Source organism: Rhodobacter sp. SGA-6-6 (genome assembly GCF_011043545.1).
Lineage (GTDB): Bacteria > Pseudomonadota > Alphaproteobacteria > Rhodobacterales > Rhodobacteraceae > Pseudogemmobacter.
Window position 1 is genome coordinate 295,740 of sequence record NZ_JAAKGP010000002.1, and the last position, 22,165, is coordinate 317,904.

Here is a 22,165-nt window from a genome sequence, read left to right on the forward strand (position 1 = left end):
TCCGGTATCGGAGGCGGGGACGCCTGCCCCCGCGGGATGTTTCGTTCGGGCGGTCAGCGCGGCCCCTGCCAGTCGCTGCCGTCGCGGTAGGTGTGACGAACCTCCCTGCCGCCTTCGATCTCCATGCGGAAATCCACGTCGGAATAGGTCGCCACTTCCTTCGGCGCCTTGGTGCCGACGATCAGGAAGCTGGCCGGCGCGTCCGAGCGGTTCTCGAAACGGTGGCCGTTCGGCACACCCGCCTTCCAGGCGGCGAATTCGCCCGGGGCCATCGGGAACGCGCCCTCGTCCTCCACCAGCACCAGCGCGCCGGACAGGACCACGGCGAATTCGTCCTCGTTCTGATGCCAGTGGCGCAAGCTGGCCACCGCCCCCGGCTCCAGCATCACCAGATTGGCGCCGAACTGCGTCAGCCCGGCCAGATCGCCCAGCCGGCGCGAGGACCGGCCCTTCATCATGGCCGCATAGGGTTCGGGGTAGGTCGAGCCGGTCTTCAGCGGCGCGTCTTCGGGGTCCAGCTTGGGCATCACACGCGCTCGATGATGGTCGCGGCGCCCATGCCGGAGGCGATGCAGAGCGTGGCAAGGCCGGTGCCCTTGCCGGTCCGCTCCAGCTCGTCCAAGAGCGTGCCGATGATGATCGCCCCGGTCGCGCCCAGCGGGTGGCCCATGGCGATGGAGCCGCCGTTGGGGTTGACCTTGGCCGGGTCCACGTCGAAGGCCTGCAGGAAGCGCAGCACGACCGAGGCGAAGGCCTCGTTCACCTCGAACAGGTCGATGTCCGAAATCGACATGCCGGCCTCCTTGAGGATCTTCTGCGTCACCGGCACCGGGCCGGTCAGCATGATCGTCGGATCGGTGCCGATCTTCGCCGTGGCGCGGATGCGGGCGCGGGGTTTCAGCCCGTGGGCTTTGCCGAATTCCGCATTTCCGATCAGCACCGCCGCGGCGCCGTCGACGATGCCGGAGGAATTCCCCGCATGGTGGATATGTTCGATCCGTTCAAGGTGGGGATATTTCATCAGCGCCACCTTGTCGAAGCCGGGCATCACCTCGCCCATCGCCTTGAAGCTGGGCTCCAGCTTCGCCAGCGCGGCCAGGTCGGTGCCGGGACGCATGTATTCGTCGCGGTCGAGGAGGATCAGGCCGTTGCGGTCCTTCACCGGCACGATGGATCTGGCGAACCGCCCATCCTCCCAGGCCGCCGCCGCCCGGCGCTGGCTTTCCACCGCCAGCGCATCGGCCTGGGTGCGGGTGAAGCCGTATTCGGTGGCGATGATGTCGGCCGAGATGCCCTGCGGCACGAAATAGGTCTTCATCGCCAGAGTCGGGTCCACCGCGATGGCGGCGCCGTCGCTGCCCATGGCGACCCGGCCCATCATCTCGACCCCGCCGGCGATATAGGCCTGGCCCGCACCGCCCCTGACCTGGTTGGCGGCCAGGTTCACCGCCTCCATGCCGGAGGCGCAGAAGCGGTTGATCGCCAGCCCGGGGATGCTTTCGTCCAGGTCCGACAGCAGCACGGCGCTGCGGGCGAGGCATCCGCCCTGTTCGCCGACCTGGGTGACGTTGCCCCAGATCACGTCCTCGACGGCATGGCCGGTCAGCCCGTTCCGCTCCTTCACCGCGTTCAGGATGCCGGCGGAAAGGGCGACCGAGGTCACCTCGTGCAGCGCGCCGTCGGCGCGGCCCTTGCCCCGCGGGGTGCGGCAGGCGTCGTAGATGAAGGCTTCGGTCATGTCTTTCCTCCGTCAGGTCGGGCGCCGGGTCGGGCACCGGGAGCCCTTATCCGTTTCTGGTCCCTGCCGCCCCGGTCGCGCAACGGTTTCGCTGCGTCACGCGCCCGGAAAGGCGCGGCGCATCAGGTCGTAGGGATGCCTCCAGCCGGGCAGCGCGGCGATGCGGTCCAGCCAGCGGTCGATCTCCGGCCAGTCGGGGCGGGCGAAGCCGAAGGGCTCGGGGTAATAGAGGTAGGAACAGCAGGAGAGGTCGGCAATGGTCGGGCCGTCCCCGACGATCCAGTGGCGGCCCTGCAGGTGGGCATCCAGCACCCGATAGGCCGCCTTGAGCCGCCCTTGCAGGAATGGCGCCACACCCTCGGGCCGCTTCTCGGGGGCGAGGAAGTTCATCAGGAACCGGCAGGTGCCGGCCTGGGTCGAGAGCTTGTGGTTGTCCCAGAGGATCCAGCGCCAGATTTCGCGCCGCTCCGCCTCGGTCGCGCCGCCGAGCCTGCCGGTCCTTTCGGCGATGTGCTGGAGGATGAGGCCGGATTGCGTAAGCACCTCGCCACCGTCGACCAGCACCGGCACCTCGCCCATCGGGTTCAGGGCCAGGAAGTCCGGGGAGCGCGCCGCGCCGCGGAAGAAATCGACATGGACCGGCTGCCAGGGCGTGCCGGTCATCTCCAGCGCCAGCGCGCATTTATAGGCATTGCCGGATTCGCCGAAACAGTGGAGTTGGGCTGTCATCCGTGGTTCCCCTCTCTGCCGTCGGAGGCGGGGGTTTCACACCCCCGCACCCCCGTGGAGTATTTTTGCCAAGATGAATAAGGACTTGTTAATGATTCCCACGTCATTCTCCGGCTTGCGGTGCAGGCTGGAGAGCCGATGACCGCCCGAGGTGAAGCCCCGCCCCGAAGCCCCGGTAGCCAATCCGGACAGTCGGGGCGGGGTGGACATGCCATTTCACCTTGGCCCAAATACTCCCGCCGGAGGCATCCGCACTTCCCACCCCGCGCACTCCCTACCGCTTGCGCGCCTCAAGCTCCGAATTGAACAGCCGCATCCGGTGGGTCAGGTTGTCCTTGTCCGTCACCGAGTCGAAATTCTCGAACAGGAAGGACAGCGCCTCGCCCTCGTCCAGCCCCGCCTCGGCGGCGAAGCGTTTCAGGCGGCGGTAGCCGTCTTCCGTCATGGCGACCGGAAAGCGGCGGGTCAGGCGGAAACGTCTGGGCATCGGGCACCTCGGGCAGGACGGGGCGCCGATCCTTCGGAGAAGGATCGGGTCCCCCGCAGCCTAGAACGCCTCGGCCGCCAGCGCCATCACCGGATCGGCGCCGCTTTCGATCCGCGCCAGGTGGGAGGCGCAAAGCGGCAGCTGCCGGGCCATGTAGAAGCGCCCGGTGGCAAGCTTGGTTTCCAGGAATCCGCGGTCGCCGCGGCCCTCGTCCAGCGCCGTCAAGGCCGCCTTGGCCATCCGGGTCCACATCAGGCCCAGGCAGACATGCCCCATCAGGTGCATGAAATCGTAGCTTCCGGCCAGCGCCGCATTGGGGTTCTTCATGCCGTTCTGCATGAAGAACATCCCCGCCGCCTGCATCTGCTTGGACGCCGCCTTCAGCGGCTCGACTAAGGGCTTCATCCGCTCGTCGCCGTCATGCGCCTTGCACTCGGCCTTCACCATCTCGAAGAAGGCCATGACGTGCTTTCCGCCGTCCGCCGCCAGCTTGCGCCCCACCAGGTCCAGCGCCTGCACGCCGTTGGCGCCTTCGTAGATCATGGCGATGCGGGCGTCGCGGGCGAACTGGGACATGCCCTGTTCCTCGATATAGCCGTGGCCGCCGAAGACCTGCTGGGCCTGCACCGCCATGGCGAAGCCCATGTCGGTCTGGAAGCCCTTGATCACCGGAGTCAAGAGGCCGACCAGCCCGTCGGCATCGGCATCGCCCTTGCGATGCGCCGCGTCGATCAGCGCGGCGCCCCAGAAGGTCAGCGCCCGCGCGCCCTCGACGAAGCTCTTCTGCTCCATCAGGTTGCGGCGGATGTCGGGGTGGACGATCAGCGGGTCGGCGGGGCCATCGGGGTTCTTCGCCCCGGTCACGTCGCGGCCCTGCAGCCGCTCCTTCGCGTAGGCCGCCGCGTTCTGGTAGGCGGCCTCGGCCACCGCATAGCCCTGCAGGCCGACGCCGAGCCGGGCCTCGTTCATCATGGTGAACATGGCCCGCATCCCCTTGTGCAGCTCGCCCAGCAGCCAGCCGGTGGCGCCGTCGTAGTTCATCACGCAGGTGGCATTGCCGTGGATGCCCATCTTCTCCTCGATCTTGCCGACCGAGACGGCGTTGCGGGCGCCCGGCGACCCGTCCTCGTTCACCAGGAATTTCGGCACGATGAAAAGGGAAATCCCCTTGGTCCCCTCGCCGCCGCCCGGGGCCTTCGCCAGCACCAGATGGATGATGTTCTCGGCCATGTCATGATCGCCCGCCGAGATGAAGATCTTCTGGCCGGTGATCCGGTAGGACCCGTCCGCCTGCGGCTCGGCCTTGGTCCGCATCATGCCGAGGTCGGTGCCGCAATGCGGCTCGGTGAGGTTCATGGTGCCGGTCCAGTCGCAGGAGACCATCTTCGGCAGGTATTTCGCCTTCTGCTCGTCGGTGCCGTGCACCAGGATCGCCGAATAGGCGCCGTGGGTCAGGCCCTGATACATGTTGAAGGCCATGTTGGCCGAGACGAAGGTCTCGTTCACCGCGGTGTGCATCAGGTAGGGCAGGCCCTGCCCGCCCAGCTCGGGCGCGGCGTCCAGCGCGGTCCAGCCGCCCTGCTTCACCGCCTCGAAGGCCTGCTTGAAGCCGGTGGGGGTGCGGACCACGCCGTTCTCCAGCACGCACCCCTCGCGGTCGCCCACCGCATTCAGCGGCGCCAGCACTTCGGAGGCGAGTTTGCCCGCCTCCTCCAGCACGGCGGAGGTGAAGGAGGCGTCGAGGTCGCCGTAGCCCGGCACATCGCTTGTCGTGACCTTCAGCACCTCCTGCAGCAGGAACTGCATGTCGGCGACGGGGGCGGTGTAGCTGGGCATGGTCGGTCTCTCCCTCTCAGTGGTCTTCGGGCGCCTCTGCGGCGGCTTTCTTCAGGCTTTCGATCGCGGGCGCGCTGGCTTCCAGCTCGGCCTTCAACTCGGCGATGGCCTCGTCCAGCTCGGCTCTTTGCGCCTCCATCGCGGCGAGGCGGTCCTGCGCCAGTTGCCAGGTTCGCAGCAGCTGGGTCGAGTTGCCGCCCTCGCGGTCGTAGAGGTCCAGGGTCTGGCGGATGTCCTCCAGGCTGAAGCCGAAGCGCTTGCCGCGCAGGATCAGCTTCAGCCGGGCGCGGTCGCGGCGGGTGTAAAGGCGGCGGGTGCCGAGGCGGATCGGGTTCAGCAATTCCTTGGCTTCGTAGAAGCGCAGCGTCCGCGGCGTGACGTCGAAGGCGTCGCACATTTCGCGGATCGTCATCTGGTCGGGTTCGGTCATGGGTGTCTCATCTGCACGCACTGCAACTGCCGGGGCAGATGGGGGTGCGGTCCAGCGGATACCAGCGCGCTTGACGTTAAGGTAAGCATAACGTCACGTCACGGGTAAAGGCGACGCGGGGTCAGATCGTGGGGTTTGCGGTTGGGGGGAGGGGCGGGGATCGTAGGCGGGGTTCCCCCCGCCATCCCTTTCCGCGGGCGGGAACAGGCGAGGCACTGCCTCGCCCCGCCCGTGCGCAGCGGTTCAACCGGAGACGATGGCAGCACACAACCCCGGGAGGCCAGCGCCCGACCCGGCGGGCGAGAAGCGCTTGGCCCAAGGGCGGGGCGGGCGCTGGCCGGGCCTTTGAGGCCCGGCCGGACAAGGGGAAGCGTTGCACGATGGCGAAGGCGATGGCCTTCGCCAAGGGCGCCGGATCGGCGAGTTGCTCCCTACCCCTCGCCCAGCTTCGTCATCTCCTCCACCGCGGTCGCCCGCAGCGCCTTGAGATCGGCGATGGTCACGTCCAGCTCCGCCCGCTGGCGTTCCAGTTCCACCAGCTGGCGGTCGGCCAGCGTCAGCCATTGGCCCAGCTGCTGCTTCTCGCCCTTCTTGCCGTAGACCAGCAGCCACTGGCGGATCTCCTCCAGCGAAAAGCCGAACCGCCGCCCGCGCAGGATCAGCTTCATCCGCGCCACCTCGCGCGGGCCGTAGAAGCGGGCGCGGCCCTCCTTCTCGGGGGCCAGCAGCTCGATGTATTCGTAGTAGCGCAGCGTCCGCGGCGTCACCTCGAACTTCGCGCACATCTCCTTGAAACTCAGCCGCTCGGTCGTCATTCCAGCCCCTGCCAGTCTTCCCCGCCAGTCCCCGGCCCCGCCTGATCCGAAGGCTATGCGGGACGCCCCGCAATCTCAACCGTCTTGAGCGGACGCAGGGAAAGGCGGCCGCGACACTTGCGCGCCGGCGGGGATGGGCCAATAACGGTGGCGGAAACGCAGCAGGGGGAAGACCTTGGCCGAAGCGCAGACCAGCCAGGCACAGCAGTTCATCGCCGCCCTGCCCCATGCCCGCGCGCTCGGGCTGGTGGTGGAGGAGATCGGCGAGGGCCGGGCGACGATCCTGATGCCCTACGACGCGCGGCTGGTCGGCGACCCGGCGACCGGGGTGATCGCCGGCGGCGCGGTGTCGACGCTGATGGACACCGCCTCGGGCGCCTCGGTGATGTGCCACCCGGCCAACACCGCCACCACCGCCACGCTGGACCTGCGGATCGACTACATGCGCCCCGCCACCCCGGGACAGGCGATCCGCGCCCGGGCCGAATGCCACCATGTCACCCGGTCCGTCGCCTTCGTCCGCGTCACCGCGACGGACGAGGACGAAAGCCGCCCCGTCGCCATGGCCACCGGCGCCTTCACGGTGGAGCGGGCGAAATGACCGCGCGAACCGAAAGGCTGAACGGGCTGGCGGCAGGCATCCCCTACCTGCGCTTCCTCGGCCTGCGGTTCGAGACCGCGGGCGACCGGCTGACCGCGGTGCTGCCGTTCTCGCCGATGCTGATCGGCAATCCGGTGATCCCGGCGCTGCACGGCGGCGTCACCGCGGCTTTCCTGGAGGCCACGGCGATCCTCGGGCTGGTCTGGTCGGGCCTGACCGCCGAGGACCCGCTGCCGCCCTTGCCGAAAACCATCGACCTGACGGTGGACTACCTGCGCCCCGGCCTGTCGCGCGACAGCTTCGCCGAGGCGCGGGTGGTGCGGCAGGGCCGGCGCTATGCCTCGGTCCATGTGGAGGCTTGGCAGGAGGACCGCGTCCGCCTCTTCGCGCAGGGCACCGGGCATTTCCTGATGCCCGAAGGCGCGCGGTGAGCCGACCCGTCCTCGATCCCGGGCCGATGACCAACCGGCGGATCTGGCGCATCGCCGGGCCGATCGTGCTGTCGAACGCCACCGTGCCGCTGATCGGAGCGGTGGATACCGGCGTGGTCGGGCAGATGGGGCTGGCGGCGCCCATCGGCGCGGTCGGGCTGGGTGCGGTGGTGCTGGCGACGGTCTACTGGCTGTTCGGCTTCCTGCGCATGGGCACCTCCGGCCTGGCCGCGCAGGCGCACGGGCGGGGCGACGGGGCGGAATCCGCGGCCATCCTCTTGCGGGCGCTGCTGGTGGCGGCCGCGGCCGGGCTGGTGCTGATCGTCCTGCAGGCGCCGCTGATCTGGGCCGCCTTCCGCATCGCCCCGGGCAGCGCCGAGGTCGAGTCGCTGGCCACCACCTATCTGTCGATCCGCATCTGGGGCGCCCCCGCCACCATCGGGCTTTACGCCGTCACCGGCTGGCTGCTGGCGACCGAACGGCCGCGCGGGATGGTGATGGTGCAGCTCTGGATCAACGGGCTGAACATGGGGCTGGACCTGTGGTTCGTGCTCGGCCTCGGCTGGGGCGTGCCGGGGGTCGCCTTCGCCTCGCTGGCCGCGGAGTGGACCGGGCTGGCCCTCGGCCTCTGGCTCTGCCGCGGCGCCTTCCGCGGCCCGGTCTTCGCCGCCGCCCGTGCCAGACTGACAGATACGCAGGCGCTGCGGCTGATGCTGGACGTGAACCGCGACATCATGATCCGCTCGGTGGTGCTGCAACTCTGCTTCACCAGCTTCATCTTCCTCGGCGCGCGGCAGGGCGACGTGACGCTGGCCGCCAACCAGGTGCTGCTGCAGTTCCTGGAGATCACAGCCTATGCGCTGGACGGCTTCGCCTTCGCCGCCGAGACGCTGGTCGGCCAGGCCGTCGGTGCCCGCGTGCCGCGCGCGGTGCGGCAGGCGACGCGGCTGGCGCTGCTCTGGGGCTTTGCCGGCGCGGCGCTGCTGGCGCTGGTGTTCTGGGCGGCGGGGCCGGCGATCATCGACCTTATGGCCCGCGCACCCGAGGTGCGGGCCGAGGCGCGGGAGCATCTGTGGTGGCTCATCGCCGCGCCGCTGGTCGGCTCGGCGGCCTGGACCTGGGACGGGGTCTTCATCGGCGCCACGCTGACCCGCACCATGCGCCGGGCGACGCTGCGCTGCGCCGCGCTTTACCTGCTGGCGCTGCTCCTGCTGCTGCCCGCGGGCAACCATGGCCTCTGGGCAGCGCTGATGGTGCTGAACCTTTCCCGCTCGATCCTGCTGGCCTTCCACTACCCCGAGGCCGAGGCGAAGGCCGCCCCTGCCGGCTGAGGCTTGCGTTTCCGGCCCGCGGCGGGGATGATCCGCGGGCAAAGGGAGAGACATATGCGGAAATTCCTCGTCGTGCTGGACGACAGCCGCGAATGCCTGAACGCCATGCGCTACGCCGCGCTGCGGGCCGCCCATACCGCCGGGGGGGTGGTCATCCTCTCGATCATCCCGCCCGAGGAATACCAGCACTGGATGGGCGTGGCCGACCTGATGCGCGCCGAAACGCGCGAGCGGATCGAGGCGCATTTCGAGGTCTTCGCCAAATGGATGCGCGACAAGCAGGGGGTGAACCCCGAACTGGTGATCCGCGAGGGCGATCCGGTGACCGAGATCCTGGGCCAGATCAACGACGACCCGGCCATCGGGGTGCTGGTCCTCGGCGCGGGGACGGAAAAGCACGGACCGGGGCCGCTGGTCACGGCGATGAGCCGGAACTCGGGCAACCTGCCGATCCCCATCACCATCGTGCCGGGCGACATCTCCAAGGAGCGGCTGGAGAAGATCACCTGAGGGGACGGCGGGCACTCCTCCAGGCTTGAGCCGTCGTTTGGCCGGGCGGGAAAAGGCGAGGCACTGCCTCGCCCCCGCCCGTGCGCGGCATGTCAACCAGAGACGGTGGTGGCCCTGAACCCCGAGAGGCCAGCGCCCGACCCGGCGGGCGAGAAGCGCCCGCCGAGGGCGGGGCGGGCGCTGGCCGGGCCTTGGGGGCCCGGCCGGGCGGGTTGAAACGGTGCACTGTGGCGAAGGCGATAGCCTTCGCCAAGGAAACCGCGGCCGCCCGACCTACCCCTTCGGCCCCAGCCCTTCCACAAGCGCCACCATCTTCGGCAGGCAGACCCGGGTCAGGTCGTAGCGCTCCTGCACCGTCCGGCGGGCCTGGGCGCGCAGGCGGTCCTGCGCAGCGGGGTCGGCAAGGCATTCGGTCAGCACCCGGCTCCAGCCTTCCACGTCGAAGAAATCGACCAACCTTCCGTTGTGGCCGTCGCGCAGCACCTCCTCCACCGGCGGCACCCTGGCGCCGACGACAAGGCAGCCCGCCGCCATCGCCTCCATCATCGACCAGCTGAGGACGAAGGGGTAGGTCAGGTAGGCGTGGACGCGGCTGACCTGAAGGGCCGAGACGAATTGCGGATAGGGCACCTTGCCGAGGAAATGCACCCGGGACAGGTCCAGCCGGTCCTTCACCTCGTTCAGGAAGACCTCCTTCCAGCTGCCCTCCTTCGGCGCCGCGCCATAGGACACCTCGTCGCCGCCGATGATCACCACCTGCGCGTCGGGCCGCGCCGCCAGCACCTGCGGCAGCGCCCGCATGAAGATGTGGTAGCCGCGATAGGGCTCCAGGTTGCGGTTGACGAAGGTCAGCACCTCGTCCCCCGCGCGCAGCACCTTCCCGTCCGGCAGGGTCAGGCTGGCGGTAGGATCGGGGGCCAGCGCATCGGTGTTCACCCCGTCGAAGACCACCTCGATCATCGACCGCAGAGCCGGCGGATAGGTCGAGGCCTGCCAGAAGGTGGGCGAGACGCCCTTGTCGGCATGGGCCAGCGCCTGCCCCAGATGCGCGGTCCGCCCCTGCGCGATCATCACCTGGTCGAAGGAGGCAGGGCCGAACTCGCGGTCGAAGCCCACGTCGGCGCCGCGGCCGCGGTAGTAGAACTCGGCATAGATCAAGAGCTTCGCCTCGGGCCAGACCTCTTTCAGGAACAGCGTCTCGCCCCAGCCGGAATGGCCGAAGATCACGTCGGGCACATAGCCCTCGCGCTCGCGCAGTTGCAGGCAGGCGCGGGCGACGGTGACGCCGCGGTCCGACATGGTGGTGTAGTTGCGCCCCAGCCGGGTGGCGGCGGGATCGACCTTCTCGGCCGCGTGCCGGTAGCGCCAGACCGGGATCGGCGAGGCGCGGGTGTTGCCGGCATCGGTCAGCGCCCGGCAATCGTGGCCGCGGGCGGCAAGGGCGGGGGCGAGGTGCAGGAACTGGCCGGGGAAATTCTGGTGGACGAACAGGATCTTCATCCGTCCGCCCCGTGGCCGGCGAAAGCCGCGGCCATCAGCGCGCGGGTATAGTCCGCCTGCGGCGCGGTGAAGACCTGCTCCGCCGTCCCCGCCTCCACCACGTCGCCCGCCCGCATCACCATGACCTTGTGGGCCATGGCGCGGATCACCCGCAGGTCGTGGCTGATGAAGATATAGGCCAGCCCCCATTTCCGCTGCAATTCGCGCAGAAGCTGGACGATCTGCACCTGCACCGTCATGTCCAGCGCGCTGGTGGGTTCGTCCAGCACCACCAGCTTCGGCCGCAGCACCATGGCGCGGGCGATGGCGATGCGCTGGCGCTGGCCGCCGGAGAATTCGTGCGGGTAACGCTGTGCCATGGCGGGGTCCAGGCCCACCTCGCGCAGGATGTCGGCCACCATGCGGCCGCGGTCCTGCCCGTCCGGGCTGCCGTGAACGCCCAGCCCCTCGGCCACGATCTCGCCCACCGTCATCCGGGGCGACAGGCTGCCGTAGGGGTCCTGGAACACGATCTGCATGTCGCGGCGCAAGCCCCGCAAGGCGCCGCCCCGCACCTTGTCGATCCGGTTGCCGAGGAAGCGGATTTCCCCCTGCGACGAGATCAGCCGCATCAGGCCGAGCGCCAGCGTGGTCTTGCCCGAGCCGCTTTCGCCCACCACGCCGAGCGTCTCGCCGGCGCGGACCGAAAGCGTGGCCTCGTTCACCGCCTTCACATGGCCGACGGTGCGCTGCAACAGGCCCTTGTGGATCGGGAACCAGACCCGCAGGGCCTCCGCGCCGACCACCTTGGGCGCGTCGGCGGCGACGGGATCGGGCGTGCCGGAGGGCTCGGCCGCCAGCAGCTTCCGGGTATAGGGGTGCTGCGGGTCGGCGAAGATCTCCTTCGTCGGCCCCTGTTCCACGATCTGGCCGCCCTGCATGACGCAGACCCGGTCGGCGATGCGGCGGACGATGTTCAGGTCGTGGGTGATGAACAGCAGCGCCAGCCCCTCGCTGCGCTTGAGGCCGGCCAGCAGGTCCAGGATCTGCGCCTGGATCGTCACGTCCAGCGCGGTGGTCGGCTCGTCGGCGATCAGCAGTTCCGGCCCGTTGGCCAGCGCCATGGCGATCATCACCCGCTGCCGCTGCCCGCCCGACAGCTGGTGCGGATAGGCGGTCAGCCGGCTTTCCGGGTCGCGGATGCCGACCTTGGTCAGCAGGTCGACGATCCGCGCCCGGGCGGCATCGCCCTTCAGCCCTTGGTGCAGGGCAAGGCTTTCGCCCAGCTGCCGCTCGATCGTGTGCAGCGGGTTGAGGCTGGTCATCGGCTCCTGGAAGATGAAGCTGATGTCGTTGCCGCGGATGGCGCGCAGGGTCGGCTCCGGCGCGTTCAGCATCTCCTTGCCCTGCCAGAGGACGGAGCCGGAGGTGCTGGCGTTGTCCGACAAGAGGCCCACGGTGGACAGCGCCGTCACCGACTTGCCCGAGCCGCTTTCGCCGACCAGCGCCACGGTCTCGCCGCGGTCCACGGTGAAGGAGACACCCTTCACCGCCTCGATCAGCCGGCCGTCCTGCGAGAAACGGACGTTCAGGTCCGATACGGAAAGCAGGCTCATCTGAAGGTCTTCCGCGGGTCGAAAGCATCGCGGACGCCCTCGAAGATGAAGACGATCAGCGTCAGCATGATGGCATAGGTGAAGAAGGCCACGAAGGCCAGCGACGGCATCTGCAGGTTCTGCTGCGCCTGCCGCGCCAGCTGGCCCAGCGAGGGCGCCGAGGCCGGCAGGCCGAAGCCAAGGTAGTCCAGCCCCGCCAAAGCGCTGATAGTGCCGACGATCAGGAAGGGCATGAAGGTCAGCGTGGCGACCATGGCGTTCGGCAGCACATGGCGGAACATGATCGCCATGTCGCCGACGCCAAGCGCCTTGGCCGCGCGGACATATTCGAAGTTGCGCGCCCGCAGGAACTCGGCCCGCACCACGCCGACAAGCGCGGTCCAGCCGAACAGCACCATCAGCAGCACCATCAGGGTCACGGATCGGGAGAACACCGCCGACAGGATGATGATGACGTAAAGCGAGGGGATCGAGGACCAGATCTCGATCAGCCGCTGGAACACCAGATCGACGACACCGCCGAAATAGCCCTGGATCGCCCCGGCGGCGATGCCGAGGACCGAGGAGATGGCGGTGACCACCAGTGCGAAGGTGATCGACAGCCGGAAACCGTAGATCACCCGGGCCAGCACGTCGCGGCTGGCGTCGTCGGTGCCGAGCCAGTTCTGCGCGGTGATCGGCCCCGGCGCCACGCCGCGGGTGTTGACGATGGTCTGGTAGCTGTAGGGGATCGGCGCCCAGAGGATGAAGCCCTTGTCCACCGGCTGGCCGAGGACGGTGCCCTTTTCCTCGACCTCGGCCAGGATGCCCTCGGGGTCGTCCCAGCACTCCAGCGCGCCGGCCGACATGATCAGGCATTGCACCTCGGGCAGGGCGTATTCGGCCTCTGTCCGCAGGTCGCCGCCGAAGGTCTGTTCGGAGTAGAAGTTCAGGAAGGGCGTGTGCCACTCGCCCCGGTAGCGCACCAGCAGAGGGTGATCGTTCGCCAGCAGTTCCGCGAACAGCGACAGGCCGTAGAGGAAGCCCAGCAGGATCAGCGACCACAGCGCCCGGCGGTTGGCCTTGAAGTTGCGCCAGCGGCGCTGGTTCAGCGGCGACAGCGCCATCCCTCAGCCCTCGCGCCTGGCGAAGTCGATGCGGGGATCGACGAAGACATACATCAGGTCCGACAGGAGCCCGACGACAAGGCTGATCAGCCCGAAGGCGAAGAGGGTGCCGAACATCACCGGATAGTCGCGTTCGACGGCGGCCTTGAACGAAAGCTGCCCCAACCCGTCCAGCGAGAAGATCGTCTCGATCAGCAGGGCCGACCCGAAGAAGACGCCCAGAAAGACCGAAGGAAAGCCCGCGATCACCAGCATCATGGCATTGCGGAACACATGGCCGTAAAGCACCCGGTTTTCCGACAGGCCCTTGGCGCGGGCCGTCATCACATACTGCTTCTTGATCTCGTCCAGAAAGCTGTTCTTGGTCAGCAGCGTCAGGGTGGCAAAGGCCGAAATCAGCTGCGCCGTGACCGGCAGCACGATATGCCACAGGTAATCGGCCACCTTGCCCAGGGGCGACAGCTGGTCGAAATTCTCCGAGGTCAGGCCGCGCAGCGGGAACCACTGGAAATAGCTGCCGCCGGCGAAGACCACCATCAGCACGATGGCGAACAGGAAGGACGGGATCGCATAGGCGGCGATGATGATGCCGCTGGTCCAGGTATCGAAGCTGGAGCCGTCCTTCATCGCCTTGCGGATGCCCAGCGGGATCGAGATCAGATAGCCGATCAGCGTCGACCACAGCCCCAGCGTGATCGAGACCGGCATCTTTTCCAGAACGAGATCGACGACCGAGATCGAGCGGAAGTAGCTTTGCCCGAAATCCAGCGTCAGATAGTTGCCCATCATGATCAGGAACCGTTCGGTCGCGGGGATCGGCTCCTTGCGGCATTCCGGCGCGGTGATCGACGGCACTCCGGCAAAGCCCTCGTCGCAGACGATGCGGGCAAAGCCGAACTGCAACTCGAGCCGCGCCAGGAATTCGGGTGGCAGGCCGCGGCTGCCGACATAGCCGCCCTCTTCCTGCACGCCGCCGCCCGCGGTTCCGCCCAGGCTCTGGATGGCGTCGCCCTCGCCCTCGAACCGGGCCTGGATCTGTTCGATCGGGCCGCCCGGAACGAACTGCGTCAGCACGAAGTTGATCACCATCACCCCGAACAAGGTGGGGATGACCAATGCCAGACGGCGTAAGATATAGGCGCCCAAAGTCCTGCCCGTTCCTGCTTATTTCAACGCGCCCTTTGCCTTCAGCGCGTCGGCTTTTTCGGGGTTGTACCACCAGAAGGCCAATTCGCCCAGAGCATAGGGCGGCAGCGTCTCGGGGTGCTCGTAGATGTCGAAATAGGCCACGGTATGAATCTTCTTGAAATAGCGCGGCACCACGACGTGCTGCGACCGGAGCACGCGGTCCAGCGCCCGGATCGCGGCGCGCAGCTCCTCGCGCGAGGTCGCGGCCTCTGCCACCTCCAGCAGCCGGTCCACCGCCGGATCGGCATAGCCCATGCGGTTGCGGCTGGAATTGTCCTTTGCCACCGAGGACCAGGCCTGTTTCAGCACGCCGCCCGGTTCCAGCCCGCCGTTCACCACGGTCGTCGGCAGCGCGTCGAAATCGAAATTCGGCGGGCTGGCGCGTTGCTGCAACTGCGGATCGTCGATGATGTCGAAGCTGGCGTCCACGCCCAAAGCGCGCAGGTTTTGGACAAAGGCGTTGCAGACCGGCAAAAGGTCGGTGCGGGAATGGACCATCGCCATGCGCAGGGTTTCGCCCTTGGCATTGCGGCGCATCCCGTCATCGCCCACCGTCCAGCCCGCCTCGTCCAGCAGGGCCGAGGCCTTGCGCAGGTTCCTGCGGTCCAGCGCGTTGTCCTTGGACGACACCGGGGCCATCGGAACTTCGTCGGTCAGGATGCCGGCGGGCAGCAGCCCCTCGTCGACCAGGGGCTGCAGGATCGCCACTTCGTCCGGCCCGGCCACGCCCGTCGCGGCGAGGTCCGAGTTTTCCCAGATCGAATTGATGCGCGAGAAGATGCCGTAGAACAGCGTCTCGTTCGACCATTCGAAGTTGAACATCAGCCCGATCGCCTCGCGGACCCGCGGGTCCTGGAACTGCTCGCGCCGCAGGTTGAAGATGAAGGCCTGGCCGCCGGCGATATCGCCCGAGGGCAGCTCGGCCTTGATCACGTCGCGTGCCGCGACCGCCGGGAAGCCGTAGCCCGTCGCCCATTGCTTGGCCGAGCTTTCGTTGCGGAAGGTGTAGACGCCCGCCTTGAACGCCTCCATCGCCGCATTGTCATCGGCAAAGTATTCGATCCGGATGCGGTCGAAATTGTTCTGCCCGACGTTCAGCGGATGGGTCTCGCCCCAGTAGTCCTCGTCCCGCTTGTAGATGATCTGCTGGCCCGGCCTGTAGCTTTCCAGCACATAGGGGCCGGTGCCGAGGAAGGGCTCGAAACTCGATTTTTCAAGATCGCGGTTGTTGGCCTCGTAATGCGCCTTCGAGAAAATGACCGTGCCGCCCGCGTTCACCGGCATGTCGCGGAACGGCGTGCCGGGGGTGAAGGTGAACTTGATCCGGTAGGGGTCCAGCACCTCGACCGACTGGTATTTCCCGTTCGACACGCTGCGGAATTCGGGAATGCCCTTGTCCCGGAACAGCTCGTAGCTGAACAGCACGTCTTCGGCGGTAAAGGGACTGCCGTCGGAAAAGGTCACGTCCTTGCGCAGGTTGAAGATCACCCAGGATCGGTCTTCGGGATATTCCATCGTCTCGCACAGCAGGCAGTAGGCGGCGCTGACATCATCCGCCGTGCCGGACAGGATGGATTCGTAAAGGATCGACGACAGCGCCCCGGCATTGCCCGCGATCGCATAGGGGTTGAACGAATCGAAGCTGCCGGGCGCCCACTGGCTGATCTCGCCGCCTTTCGGCGCGTCGGGGTTGACATAGGGAAGGTGGGTGAAGTCGGCCGGCAGCTTGAGGTCGCCGAAGGTCGAGATGCCGTGCGAGGTGATCACCTTCTCCTCGGCCCGCGCGGCGGTGGCCAGCGCAAGCCCGCAGATCATCGCCCCCACCGCAAGGGCCGTGGCGCGAAGCCCCTGCCCTGCCGTCCTCTCCGCCGCCCGCGTGACTGCCCGTTCTGCCATTCTTCCGTCCTTCCGTCCCGGTTCCCGCCATTGACCATGCTAAGCCCGGCTTTGCCAAGCGCAAAGGCCCGGAAATCCCCCCGCGCGAGACTGTGATCGGGGGTCGGGCAGCAACAGTCGGTTGTTCCCCGGCCCGGGCTTTCCGGCGAAGGCCATCGCCCTCGCCATACGATCCCGGCCAAAGGAAAAGGGCCGCCCCTTGCGGAGCGGCCCCGGAGATCCGGTGGTCCGGCGCCGTCAGTGGGCGGCCAGATAGGCGATCAGGTTGGCGCGGTCCTCGGGCTTGGGCAGGCCGGCGAAGGCCATCTTGGTGCCCGGGGCATAGCCCTTGGGGCTTTCGAGGAAGGCGAACAGGTTTTCCGGGGTCCAGGCGTCGGCCGCCATGGCCTTCAGCGCCTCGGAATAGCTGAAGCCCTCGACCGAGGCCTTGGCGCGGTTGACCACGCCGTCCAGATGCGGGCCGGTGCCGTTGGTGCCGTCCATCTTGTGGCAGGCCTTGCACTTGCCGAAGACCTTCTCGCCCGCGGCGGCATCGCCCGCGGCCAGAAGCGCCGCCACATCCACCGTGGCCTCTTCGCCGCCCGCGGATTCGCCGGCGGCGCCGGTGTCGATCGAATAGGCCTGGGTCAGCTCGCCCTCTTCGCCGTGGCCGCCGCCATGGCCGCCTCCGCCCATCGCATAAAGCTCGGTGGCCACCCAGTTGCCCAGCAGAAACACCAGCAGCGCGCCACAGACGCCCGCCACCGCCTTGGTCATCGTCATCGTGTCGAACATGTCGCGCGCATCCCTTGGTCGTCGGTTGGGCCGGTTTCTAACCGCTTCCCCCGGGGGGACGCAAGGTGTAGGAGCGCGACCGATTGCCCCTTTTCGGGGGAAGTGTCGCCGAAGGAGCCCGGACATGGCAGGACGCATCGCATTCCAGGGGGAGCTGGGGGCCTATTCCCACCAGGCCTGCGCCCAGGCCCGCCCGGATTTCGAGCCGGTGCCCTGCCAGACCTTCGAGGACGTGGTGGAGATGACCCGCGCGGGCGACGTCGACCTCGGTATGCTGGCGGTGGAGAATTCCACCTACGGCCGGGTGGCCGACGTGCATTCGCTGCTGCCCAAGGCCGGACTGCACATCGTGGACGAGGCCTTCGTGCGGGTCCATGTCAACCTCCTGGGAGTGAAGGGCGCCCGGCTGGAGCAGGTGCGCGAGGCGCATGGCCATGTGGTGATCCTGCCGCAATGCGCGGGCTTCCTGAAAACCCACGGCATCAAGGGCGTGGTCAGCAGCGACAACGCCCGCGCCGCCCGTGAGGTGGCCGGGGCGGGCGACCCGTCCCGCGCCGCGCTGGCCAGCGAGCTGGCGGCGCGGATCTACGGGCTGGAGGTGCTGGTGCCGCAGATCGAGGACCAGAAGAACAACACCACCCGCTTCCTGGTGATGTCGCGCGAGGCCGATCCCAGCCGCCGCGCCGAGCACATGATCACCACCTTCACCTTCCGGGTGCGCAACATCCCGGCCGCGCTCTACAAGGCGCTCGGCGGCTTCGCCACCAACGGGGTGAACATGACCAAGCTGGAAAGCTACATGGTCGGCGGCAGCTTCACAGCGACCGAGTTCTACGCCGACATCGAGGGCCACCCCGAGGACCCGCCCGTCGCCCGCGCGCTGGAGGAACTGGGCTTCTTCACCACCCATGTGACGCTGCTCGGGGTCTATCCGGCCGACCGCCGGCGCGGGTGAGAGGGCGGGGCGATCCCCGCCTTAAGAGCCGTGCGGCCGTGGGGCGGGGTTCACCCCGCCTCCCCCGGGCGGGAGAAGGCGAGGCACTGCCTCGCCCCCGCCCGTGCGGGACATATCACCCAGAAACACTGGCAGCCCTGAACCCCGAGAGGCCAGCGCCTGACCCGGCGGGCGAGAAGCGCCCGCCGAGGGCGGGGCGGGCGCTGGCCGGGCCTTGAGGGCCCGGCCGGGACAAGGGGAAGCGTTGCATGATGGCGAAGGCACACGCCTTCGCCAAGGAAACAACGGAGGGGGGAGCGGGTGACGGAGTGCGCCCGGGCCGATAGACCCCGCCTGCGCGGAAATGACAGGATCGCAGCGCCGCCGCTACGCCCGCGCCGCCCCCCGCGCCTGTTCCTCGATCATGTTGGCCAGCTGGCCGCTGGCCACATCCAGCTTGCGCTGCACCCGGCCCTTGGCCAGCCGCGCCGACTGCACCAGCAGCCGCGCCGCCAGCGTCTTCGGCTTCACCTCCGACACCACCGTCATCCGCGTCCGGCGCGGCGACAGCGAGACCAGCTCGACCTGCGCGGTGCCCGCCAGCGAGGGGCTGTCGAAGGCCCAGGCGAGATGCGCCCCCGGCTCGGCATCGGCGAAGCGCACCTGCACCGTGCGCGGGCGGCCGCGGAAGGCGAAGCGGATGCGCCAGGCCATGCCGACGCCCGGGCTGCGCAGGCGGTCGGTCCGCTCCACCTCGGCCCCGCGGCGCATCGCCATCCGCTCGAAATGGTCGAAATCGGTCAGCTGCGCATAGACGAAATCCAGCGGCGCCTCGATGTCCTGTCGGGTGGTCAGCTTCATCTCTTCTCCGGCCCCTCGCCCGTTTCCGTCAATGTCGTCTCAATCGAGACGATCGGCAAGCCATGCGTTCAGGATAAATTGCGCGATGCTGCCGCGCCGCGCGGGGCTGATCTGGGGCAAGCCGCCGGCGAAGGCAAGCGCCAGGTCCTCGCGCGACAGCCACAGCGCATCCTCCAGCTCCACCGGGTCCAGCGTGATGCGGTCGTCCAGCGCCTCGGCCCGGCAGCCGATCATCAGGCTGGCCGGGAAGGGCCAAGGCTGGCAGGAAAGGTAGGAGACCGCGCCGAGAGGAATGCCCGTCTCCTCCAGCACCTCGCGGCGACAGGCGGCCTCGATGGTCTCGCCCGGCTCCATGAAGCCGGCCAGCAGCGAATACATCCCCTCGGGCCAGCCGGGGCTGCGGCCCAGCAGCACCCGGTTGCCGCGGGTGACCAGGACGATGATCACCGGATCGGTGCGCGGGAAATGCGGCGCGGCGCAGGCGGGGCAGGTCCTTTGCCAGCCGCCCGTCGCCATGGCGCTGCGCGTCCCGCAGGCGGCGCAGAAGCCATGGCTCCGGTGCCATTCGATCAGCGCCTTGCCCATGATCGCCAGTTCCGCCTGCCGCGGCGAAAGCCCGGCCATGATGCCGCGCAGGTCGGCGAAGCCCTGGTTGGGCGGCAGGGCGGGATGCGGCTGGCGGCCGGAGTCGAAGGGGCCTCCAATAGGCAGCGCCTCCGGCAGGCTGGCCGAGACATCGACGGCGAAGCGGAAGTGCCCCTCGTCCTCGCCCAGCAGAACCGGCTCGGCCGCATCGGCGACCAGCGGGTGGGAGGAGGGCAGCCAGGCCGGGGCGGCCACCTCCTCGCCCGAGACCAGCGGGCGGCCGCGCCAGTAGGGCAGCACCAGCGCCCGCGCCCAGGCCGCGGCCAGCGACTGCGGATCGCCGCGCAGCTGCTGCCTGCGGTCCAGCCCCGAGCCGCCGAATGTCACCTGTTCCGCCTGCTGCATCGCCCGCTTCCCCTGCCCCGCCCGGCAGGCTGTAGCACCCCGGCCACAGCCCCTTTGGCGCGCAAGTCATGCCATGCCGCGCGAAGAGGCGCAAATGGCCCGGTGCCGGCGCAGGAACAGGGCCTCCGCCCCACATCATCGAACAATTATGCGTTGAAATATTTCACTGACATTCAAACTTTGCTTGTCCCGCCCGCCTTCTTCATGACACGATCCGAAGCGTGATTTCCTCTCACCGGGTCAGCGTCACGTGCTGCGTCAAGCCTTGGGTCCGAAAGAACTTTTCCGGGGGTGCAGGTGAGACCTGCGCGCCATGGCGCCACCCTCCTGAAACTGGCCGCGGGCCTGGCGGAGCGCGAGCCCGAACCCCTGACGCAGCCTGCGGAAACGGCCCCCCTGCCGGAACCGGCAGCCGACCGGCAGGACGAGGTTCTGCTGCGGGTGCTGGCCACCACCGACCTGCACGCCAACATCCTGTCCTACGACTATGCCGCCAACCGCCCGCTGCACGGGCAGGGGCTGGCGCAGATGGCCGGCCTGATCGCCGCGGCCCGGGCCGGGGCGCCGGGGGCGCTCTTGCTGGACAACGGCGATTTCCTGCAGGGCTCGGCGCTGGCCGACCTGGCCGCGCAGGGCGGCCGCCGCCGTGTCCATCCGGTGATCGGCGCGATGAACGCGCTGGCCTATGACGCGGCGACGCTGGGCAACCACGAATTCAACTACGGGCTGCCGGTGCTGGACCGGGCGCTGGCGGAGGCGCGCTTCCCGGTGGTCTCGGCCAATGTCCTGCGCCGCCGCGGCGAAGGCGGGCCGCTGGAGGACGACACCCTGGCCCCGCCCTATGCGATCCTCGACCGGGTGCTGGCCGACGGCAGCGGCCGGCCGCATCGGCTGCGCATCGGCATCCTCGGCCTGACCCCGCCCGAGATCCTGCGGTGGGACCAGGCCCATCTCTCCGGCCGCCTCGACGCCCGGCCGATGGTCGAGGCCGCCCGCGCCCGGCTGCCCGAGCTGCGGCGGGCCGGGGCCGACCTGGTGATCTGCCTCGCCCATACCGGGCTGGCCGGACCCGGCGGCCGCGAGGGCATCGGCATCGAACTGGCCGAACTGCCGGGGATCGACGCGCTGGTGCTCGGCCACAGCCATCTGGTTTTTCCCCACCGCGGGCTGCACCCGGATGCCCGCGTCGACGCCGCCGCCGGCCGGGTGGCGGGCAAGCCGGTGGTGCAGCCGGGGCATTCCGGCTCGCACCTCGGCATCATGGACCTGCGGCTGCGCCGCGGGGCCGGCAGCTGGACCGTCGCCGGGGCCGAGGTGCGGGCGGAAAGCGTGTCCGAAGTGGCGGCGGGCCTGCCGGCGGCGGCGATCCGCCGCCATGCCGAGGAGCTGCGCCGGGCCGTCGGTCCCGACCACCGCGCCGCGCTGGCCTGGACCCGGCGGGAACTGGGACGGACCGAAGTGGCGCTCTCCACCGCCTTCGCCCAGGTGGCGGATGTGGCGGCGCTGCGGCTGCTGGGACTGGCGAAGATCGACCATGCCCGCCGGGCGCTGGCCGGGACGGCATGGGAGGGGCTGCCGGTGCTGGCCACCGCCACCCCCTACCGCGCCGGCGGCCGCGGCGGGCCGCTGAACTACACCCGCATCGCGCCGGGGCCGCTGTCGGTGCGCCATGTCTTCGACCTCTATCCCTTTCCCAACACCGTGGTGGGCGTGCTGGTCACCGGCGCGGAGCTGGCCGAGGAGCTGGAACGCGCCGCCGCGCTTTATGCGCAGGTGGTGCCGGGGCGGGCGGAGCAGCGGCTGATCGACCCGGCCTTCCCCGCCCATGCCTTCACCACCGTGATCGGCATCAGCTACCGGATCGATCCCAGCCTTCCTGCCCGCTACGACCCGCGCGGCGCACTGGTCCGGCCGCAGGCGCGGCGGGTGCTGGAGCTGCGGCGGGGCGGCGTGCCAGTGCGGCCCGACGACCGCTTCGTGCTGGTCACCAACAGCTTCCGCGCCAGCGGCGCGCTCGGCGGCGGGCCGTTCGAGGTGGTGCTGGACCGGCACGAGCTGTGCACCGCCATCCTGCGCGACCACATCCTGCGGCAGGGCCGGATCGGCCCCGACACGCTGGCGCCGGCCGAGGGCTGGTCGCTGCGCCCGCTGCCCGGCACCAGCGTGGTTTACGACTCCGGGCCGGAGGCGATGGAGCACCGCTCCGAGGCCGCGCACCTGCGCCCCGAGGGGGCGGGGCTGACGGCGGAGGGCTTCCAGCGGCTGCGGCTGTATCTGTAGGCGGGACGGCGCCCTGATCGGGCGGGATCAGGCGAGGCGCTGCCTCGCCCCCGCCCGTGCGGGACGGTTCACCCGGAGACGGTGGCAGCACGAGACCCCGAGAGGCCAGCGCCCGCCCGGGCGGGCGAGAAGC

At 69.1% G+C, this 22,165-nt stretch carries 21 protein-coding genes; 6 read left to right on the forward strand and 15 right to left on the reverse strand.

Features of this window, described 5'->3' with window-relative positions; translation table 11 throughout:
- Positions 1-53: 53 nt before the first annotated feature.
- From G5B31_RS04700 to G5B31_RS04730, 7 genes are all read right to left on the reverse strand, one after another.
- The gene (locus tag G5B31_RS04700; protein ID WP_165014246.1) at positions 54-527 is read right to left on the reverse strand and encodes a cupin domain-containing protein; all 474 of its coding nucleotides are present in this window, start codon (positions 525-527) and stop codon (positions 54-56) included.
- Positions 527-1,738, reverse strand: a complete 1,212-nt coding sequence (locus G5B31_RS04705; RefSeq protein WP_165014247.1) for an acetyl-CoA C-acetyltransferase — start codon at positions 1,736-1,738, stop codon at positions 527-529. Before G5B31_RS04705 ends, G5B31_RS04700 begins: the two co-directional genes overlap by 1 nt.
- A 96-nt stretch (positions 1,739-1,834) precedes the next feature.
- Positions 1,835-2,467 (reverse strand): glutathione S-transferase family protein, encoded by a 633-nt coding sequence (locus G5B31_RS04710; protein WP_165014248.1) that lies wholly within the window; start codon positions 2,465-2,467, stop codon positions 1,835-1,837.
- Positions 2,468-2,741: 274 nt separating this feature from the next.
- Complete coding sequence (locus G5B31_RS04715) at positions 2,742-2,954, reverse strand: hypothetical protein (protein ID WP_165014249.1); 213 nt, start codon at positions 2,952-2,954, stop codon at positions 2,742-2,744.
- A 60-nt stretch (positions 2,955-3,014) separates the two neighbouring features.
- Positions 3,015-4,790, reverse strand: coding sequence for an acyl-CoA dehydrogenase C-terminal domain-containing protein (locus G5B31_RS04720; protein ID WP_165014250.1), 1,776 nt, complete (start codon positions 4,788-4,790; stop codon positions 3,015-3,017).
- A gap of 16 nt (positions 4,791-4,806) precedes the next feature.
- Entirely contained in the window at positions 4,807-5,220 is a 414-nt protein-coding gene (locus tag G5B31_RS04725) for a MerR family DNA-binding transcriptional regulator (RefSeq protein WP_165014251.1), read from the reverse strand.
- Positions 5,221-5,651: 431 nt separating this feature from the next.
- The gene (locus G5B31_RS04730; RefSeq protein ID WP_165014252.1) at positions 5,652-6,035 is read right to left on the reverse strand and encodes a MerR family DNA-binding transcriptional regulator; all 384 of its coding nucleotides are present in this window, start codon (positions 6,033-6,035) and stop codon (positions 5,652-5,654) included.
- Positions 6,036-6,210: 175 nt separating this feature from the next.
- On the opposite strand from G5B31_RS04730, the gene G5B31_RS04735 reads away from it, so the two are divergent.
- Genes G5B31_RS04735 through G5B31_RS04750 form a run of 4 tightly spaced genes read left to right on the forward strand, consistent with a single transcriptional unit; the run spans position 6,211 to position 8,908 of the window.
- A complete protein-coding gene (locus G5B31_RS04735) occupies positions 6,211-6,636 on the forward strand; it encodes a PaaI family thioesterase (RefSeq protein ID WP_165014253.1) in 426 nt (141 codons plus the stop codon).
- Positions 6,633-7,067 (forward strand): PaaI family thioesterase, encoded by a 435-nt coding sequence (locus G5B31_RS04740; RefSeq protein WP_165014254.1) that lies wholly within the window; start codon positions 6,633-6,635, stop codon positions 7,065-7,067. Before G5B31_RS04735 ends, G5B31_RS04740 begins: the two co-directional genes overlap by 4 nt.
- 26 nt (positions 7,068-7,093) lie before the next feature.
- Positions 7,094-8,398 (forward strand): MATE family efflux transporter, encoded by a 1,305-nt coding sequence (locus G5B31_RS04745; RefSeq protein ID WP_165014826.1) that lies wholly within the window; start codon positions 7,094-7,096, stop codon positions 8,396-8,398.
- A gap of 54 nt (positions 8,399-8,452) precedes the next feature.
- Positions 8,453-8,908, forward strand: coding sequence for a universal stress protein (locus G5B31_RS04750; RefSeq protein ID WP_165014255.1), 456 nt, complete (start codon positions 8,453-8,455; stop codon positions 8,906-8,908).
- Positions 8,909-9,181: 273 nt separating this feature from the next.
- Here G5B31_RS04750 and G5B31_RS04755 read toward each other — a convergent pair whose 3' ends face one another.
- The 6 genes from G5B31_RS04755 to G5B31_RS04780 all read right to left on the reverse strand — a co-directional run bounded on the left by G5B31_RS04755 (position 9,182) and on the right by G5B31_RS04780 (position 16,967).
- Entirely contained in the window at positions 9,182-10,408 is a 1,227-nt protein-coding gene (locus G5B31_RS04755; RefSeq protein ID WP_165014256.1) for a glycosyltransferase family 4 protein, read from the reverse strand.
- Positions 10,405-12,003 carry an ABC transporter ATP-binding protein gene (locus tag G5B31_RS04760; protein ID WP_165014257.1) on the reverse strand — a complete coding sequence of 533 codons (1,599 nt, stop codon included), beginning with the start codon at positions 12,001-12,003 and terminating at the stop codon, positions 10,405-10,407. Before G5B31_RS04760 ends, G5B31_RS04755 begins: the two co-directional genes overlap by 4 nt.
- Positions 12,000-13,109 (reverse strand): ABC transporter permease, encoded by a 1,110-nt coding sequence (locus tag G5B31_RS04765; RefSeq protein WP_165014258.1) that lies wholly within the window; start codon positions 13,107-13,109, stop codon positions 12,000-12,002. Before G5B31_RS04765 ends, G5B31_RS04760 begins: the two co-directional genes overlap by 4 nt.
- A gap of 3 nt (positions 13,110-13,112) precedes the next feature.
- Positions 13,113-14,255 (reverse strand): microcin C ABC transporter permease YejB, encoded by a 1,143-nt coding sequence (locus G5B31_RS04770; protein WP_165014259.1) that lies wholly within the window; start codon positions 14,253-14,255, stop codon positions 13,113-13,115.
- A gap of 18 nt (positions 14,256-14,273) precedes the next feature.
- On the reverse strand, positions 14,274-16,193 hold the full coding sequence (locus tag G5B31_RS04775; protein WP_240904289.1) for an extracellular solute-binding protein: 1,920 nt from the start codon (positions 16,191-16,193) through the stop codon (positions 14,274-14,276).
- Positions 16,194-16,430: 237 nt separating this feature from the next.
- Entirely contained in the window at positions 16,431-16,967 is a 537-nt protein-coding gene (locus G5B31_RS04780; protein WP_165014260.1) for a cytochrome c family protein, read from the reverse strand.
- A gap of 124 nt (positions 16,968-17,091) precedes the next feature.
- Between G5B31_RS04780 and G5B31_RS04785 the strand changes: the two genes are divergently transcribed.
- Positions 17,092-17,922 carry a prephenate dehydratase gene (locus G5B31_RS04785; RefSeq protein ID WP_165014261.1) on the forward strand — a complete coding sequence of 277 codons (831 nt, stop codon included), beginning with the start codon at positions 17,092-17,094 and terminating at the stop codon, positions 17,920-17,922.
- A gap of 366 nt (positions 17,923-18,288) precedes the next feature.
- Here G5B31_RS04785 and G5B31_RS04790 read toward each other — a convergent pair whose 3' ends face one another.
- Positions 18,289-18,762 carry an SRPBCC family protein gene (locus G5B31_RS04790; protein WP_165014262.1) on the reverse strand — a complete coding sequence of 158 codons (474 nt, stop codon included), beginning with the start codon at positions 18,760-18,762 and terminating at the stop codon, positions 18,289-18,291.
- Positions 18,763-18,801: 39 nt separating this feature from the next.
- Positions 18,802-19,752, reverse strand: coding sequence for an NAD(+) diphosphatase (nudC, locus tag G5B31_RS04795; RefSeq protein ID WP_165014263.1), 951 nt, complete (start codon positions 19,750-19,752; stop codon positions 18,802-18,804).
- 297 nt (positions 19,753-20,049) lie between these two features.
- Here nudC and G5B31_RS04800 point away from each other — a divergent pair, with 297 nt between their 5' ends.
- Positions 20,050-22,032, forward strand: coding sequence for a 5'-nucleotidase C-terminal domain-containing protein (locus tag G5B31_RS04800; protein ID WP_165014264.1), 1,983 nt, complete (start codon positions 20,050-20,052; stop codon positions 22,030-22,032).
- Positions 22,033-22,165: the final 133 nt, after the last annotated feature.

Coding starts and splice junctions, on each gene's coding strand:
- G5B31_RS04750 (WP_165014255.1), top strand. CDS start 8,453: ATGCGGAAATTCCTCGTCGTGCTGGACGACAGCCGCGAATGCCTGAAC.
- G5B31_RS04720 (WP_165014250.1), bottom strand. CDS start 4,790: ATGCCCAGCTACACCGCCCCCGTCGCCGACATGCAGTTCCTGCTGCAG.
- G5B31_RS04755 (WP_165014256.1), bottom strand. CDS start 10,408: ATGAAGATCCTGTTCGTCCACCAGAATTTCCCCGGCCAGTTCCTGCAC.
- G5B31_RS04730 (WP_165014252.1), bottom strand. CDS start 6,035: ATGACGACCGAGCGGCTGAGTTTCAAGGAGATGTGCGCGAAGTTCGAG.
- G5B31_RS04760 (WP_165014257.1), bottom strand. CDS start 12,003: ATGAGCCTGCTTTCCGTATCGGACCTGAACGTCCGTTTCTCGCAGGAC.
- G5B31_RS04715 (WP_165014249.1), bottom strand. CDS start 2,954: ATGCCCAGACGTTTCCGCCTGACCCGCCGCTTTCCGGTCGCCATGACG.
- G5B31_RS04740 (WP_165014254.1), top strand. CDS start 6,633: ATGACCGCGCGAACCGAAAGGCTGAACGGGCTGGCGGCAGGCATCCCC.
- G5B31_RS04785 (WP_165014261.1), top strand. CDS start 17,092: ATGGCAGGACGCATCGCATTCCAGGGGGAGCTGGGGGCCTATTCCCAC.
- G5B31_RS04765 (WP_165014258.1), bottom strand. CDS start 13,109: ATGGCGCTGTCGCCGCTGAACCAGCGCCGCTGGCGCAACTTCAAGGCC.
- G5B31_RS04780 (WP_165014260.1), bottom strand. CDS start 16,967: ATGTTCGACACGATGACGATGACCAAGGCGGTGGCGGGCGTCTGTGGC.
- G5B31_RS04790 (WP_165014262.1), bottom strand. CDS start 18,762: ATGAAGCTGACCACCCGACAGGACATCGAGGCGCCGCTGGATTTCGTC.
- G5B31_RS04725 (WP_165014251.1), bottom strand. CDS start 5,220: ATGACCGAACCCGACCAGATGACGATCCGCGAAATGTGCGACGCCTTC.
- nudC (WP_165014263.1), bottom strand. CDS start 19,752: ATGCAGCAGGCGGAACAGGTGACATTCGGCGGCTCGGGGCTGGACCGC.
- G5B31_RS04700 (WP_165014246.1), bottom strand. CDS start 527: ATGCCCAAGCTGGACCCCGAAGACGCGCCGCTGAAGACCGGCTCGACC.
- G5B31_RS04710 (WP_165014248.1), bottom strand. CDS start 2,467: ATGACAGCCCAACTCCACTGTTTCGGCGAATCCGGCAATGCCTATAAA.
- G5B31_RS04775 (WP_240904289.1), bottom strand. CDS start 16,193: ATGGCAGAACGGGCAGTCACGCGGGCGGCGGAGAGGACGGCAGGGCAG.
- G5B31_RS04705 (WP_165014247.1), bottom strand. CDS start 1,738: ATGACCGAAGCCTTCATCTACGACGCCTGCCGCACCCCGCGGGGCAAG.
- G5B31_RS04745 (WP_165014826.1), top strand. CDS start 7,094: ATGACCAACCGGCGGATCTGGCGCATCGCCGGGCCGATCGTGCTGTCG.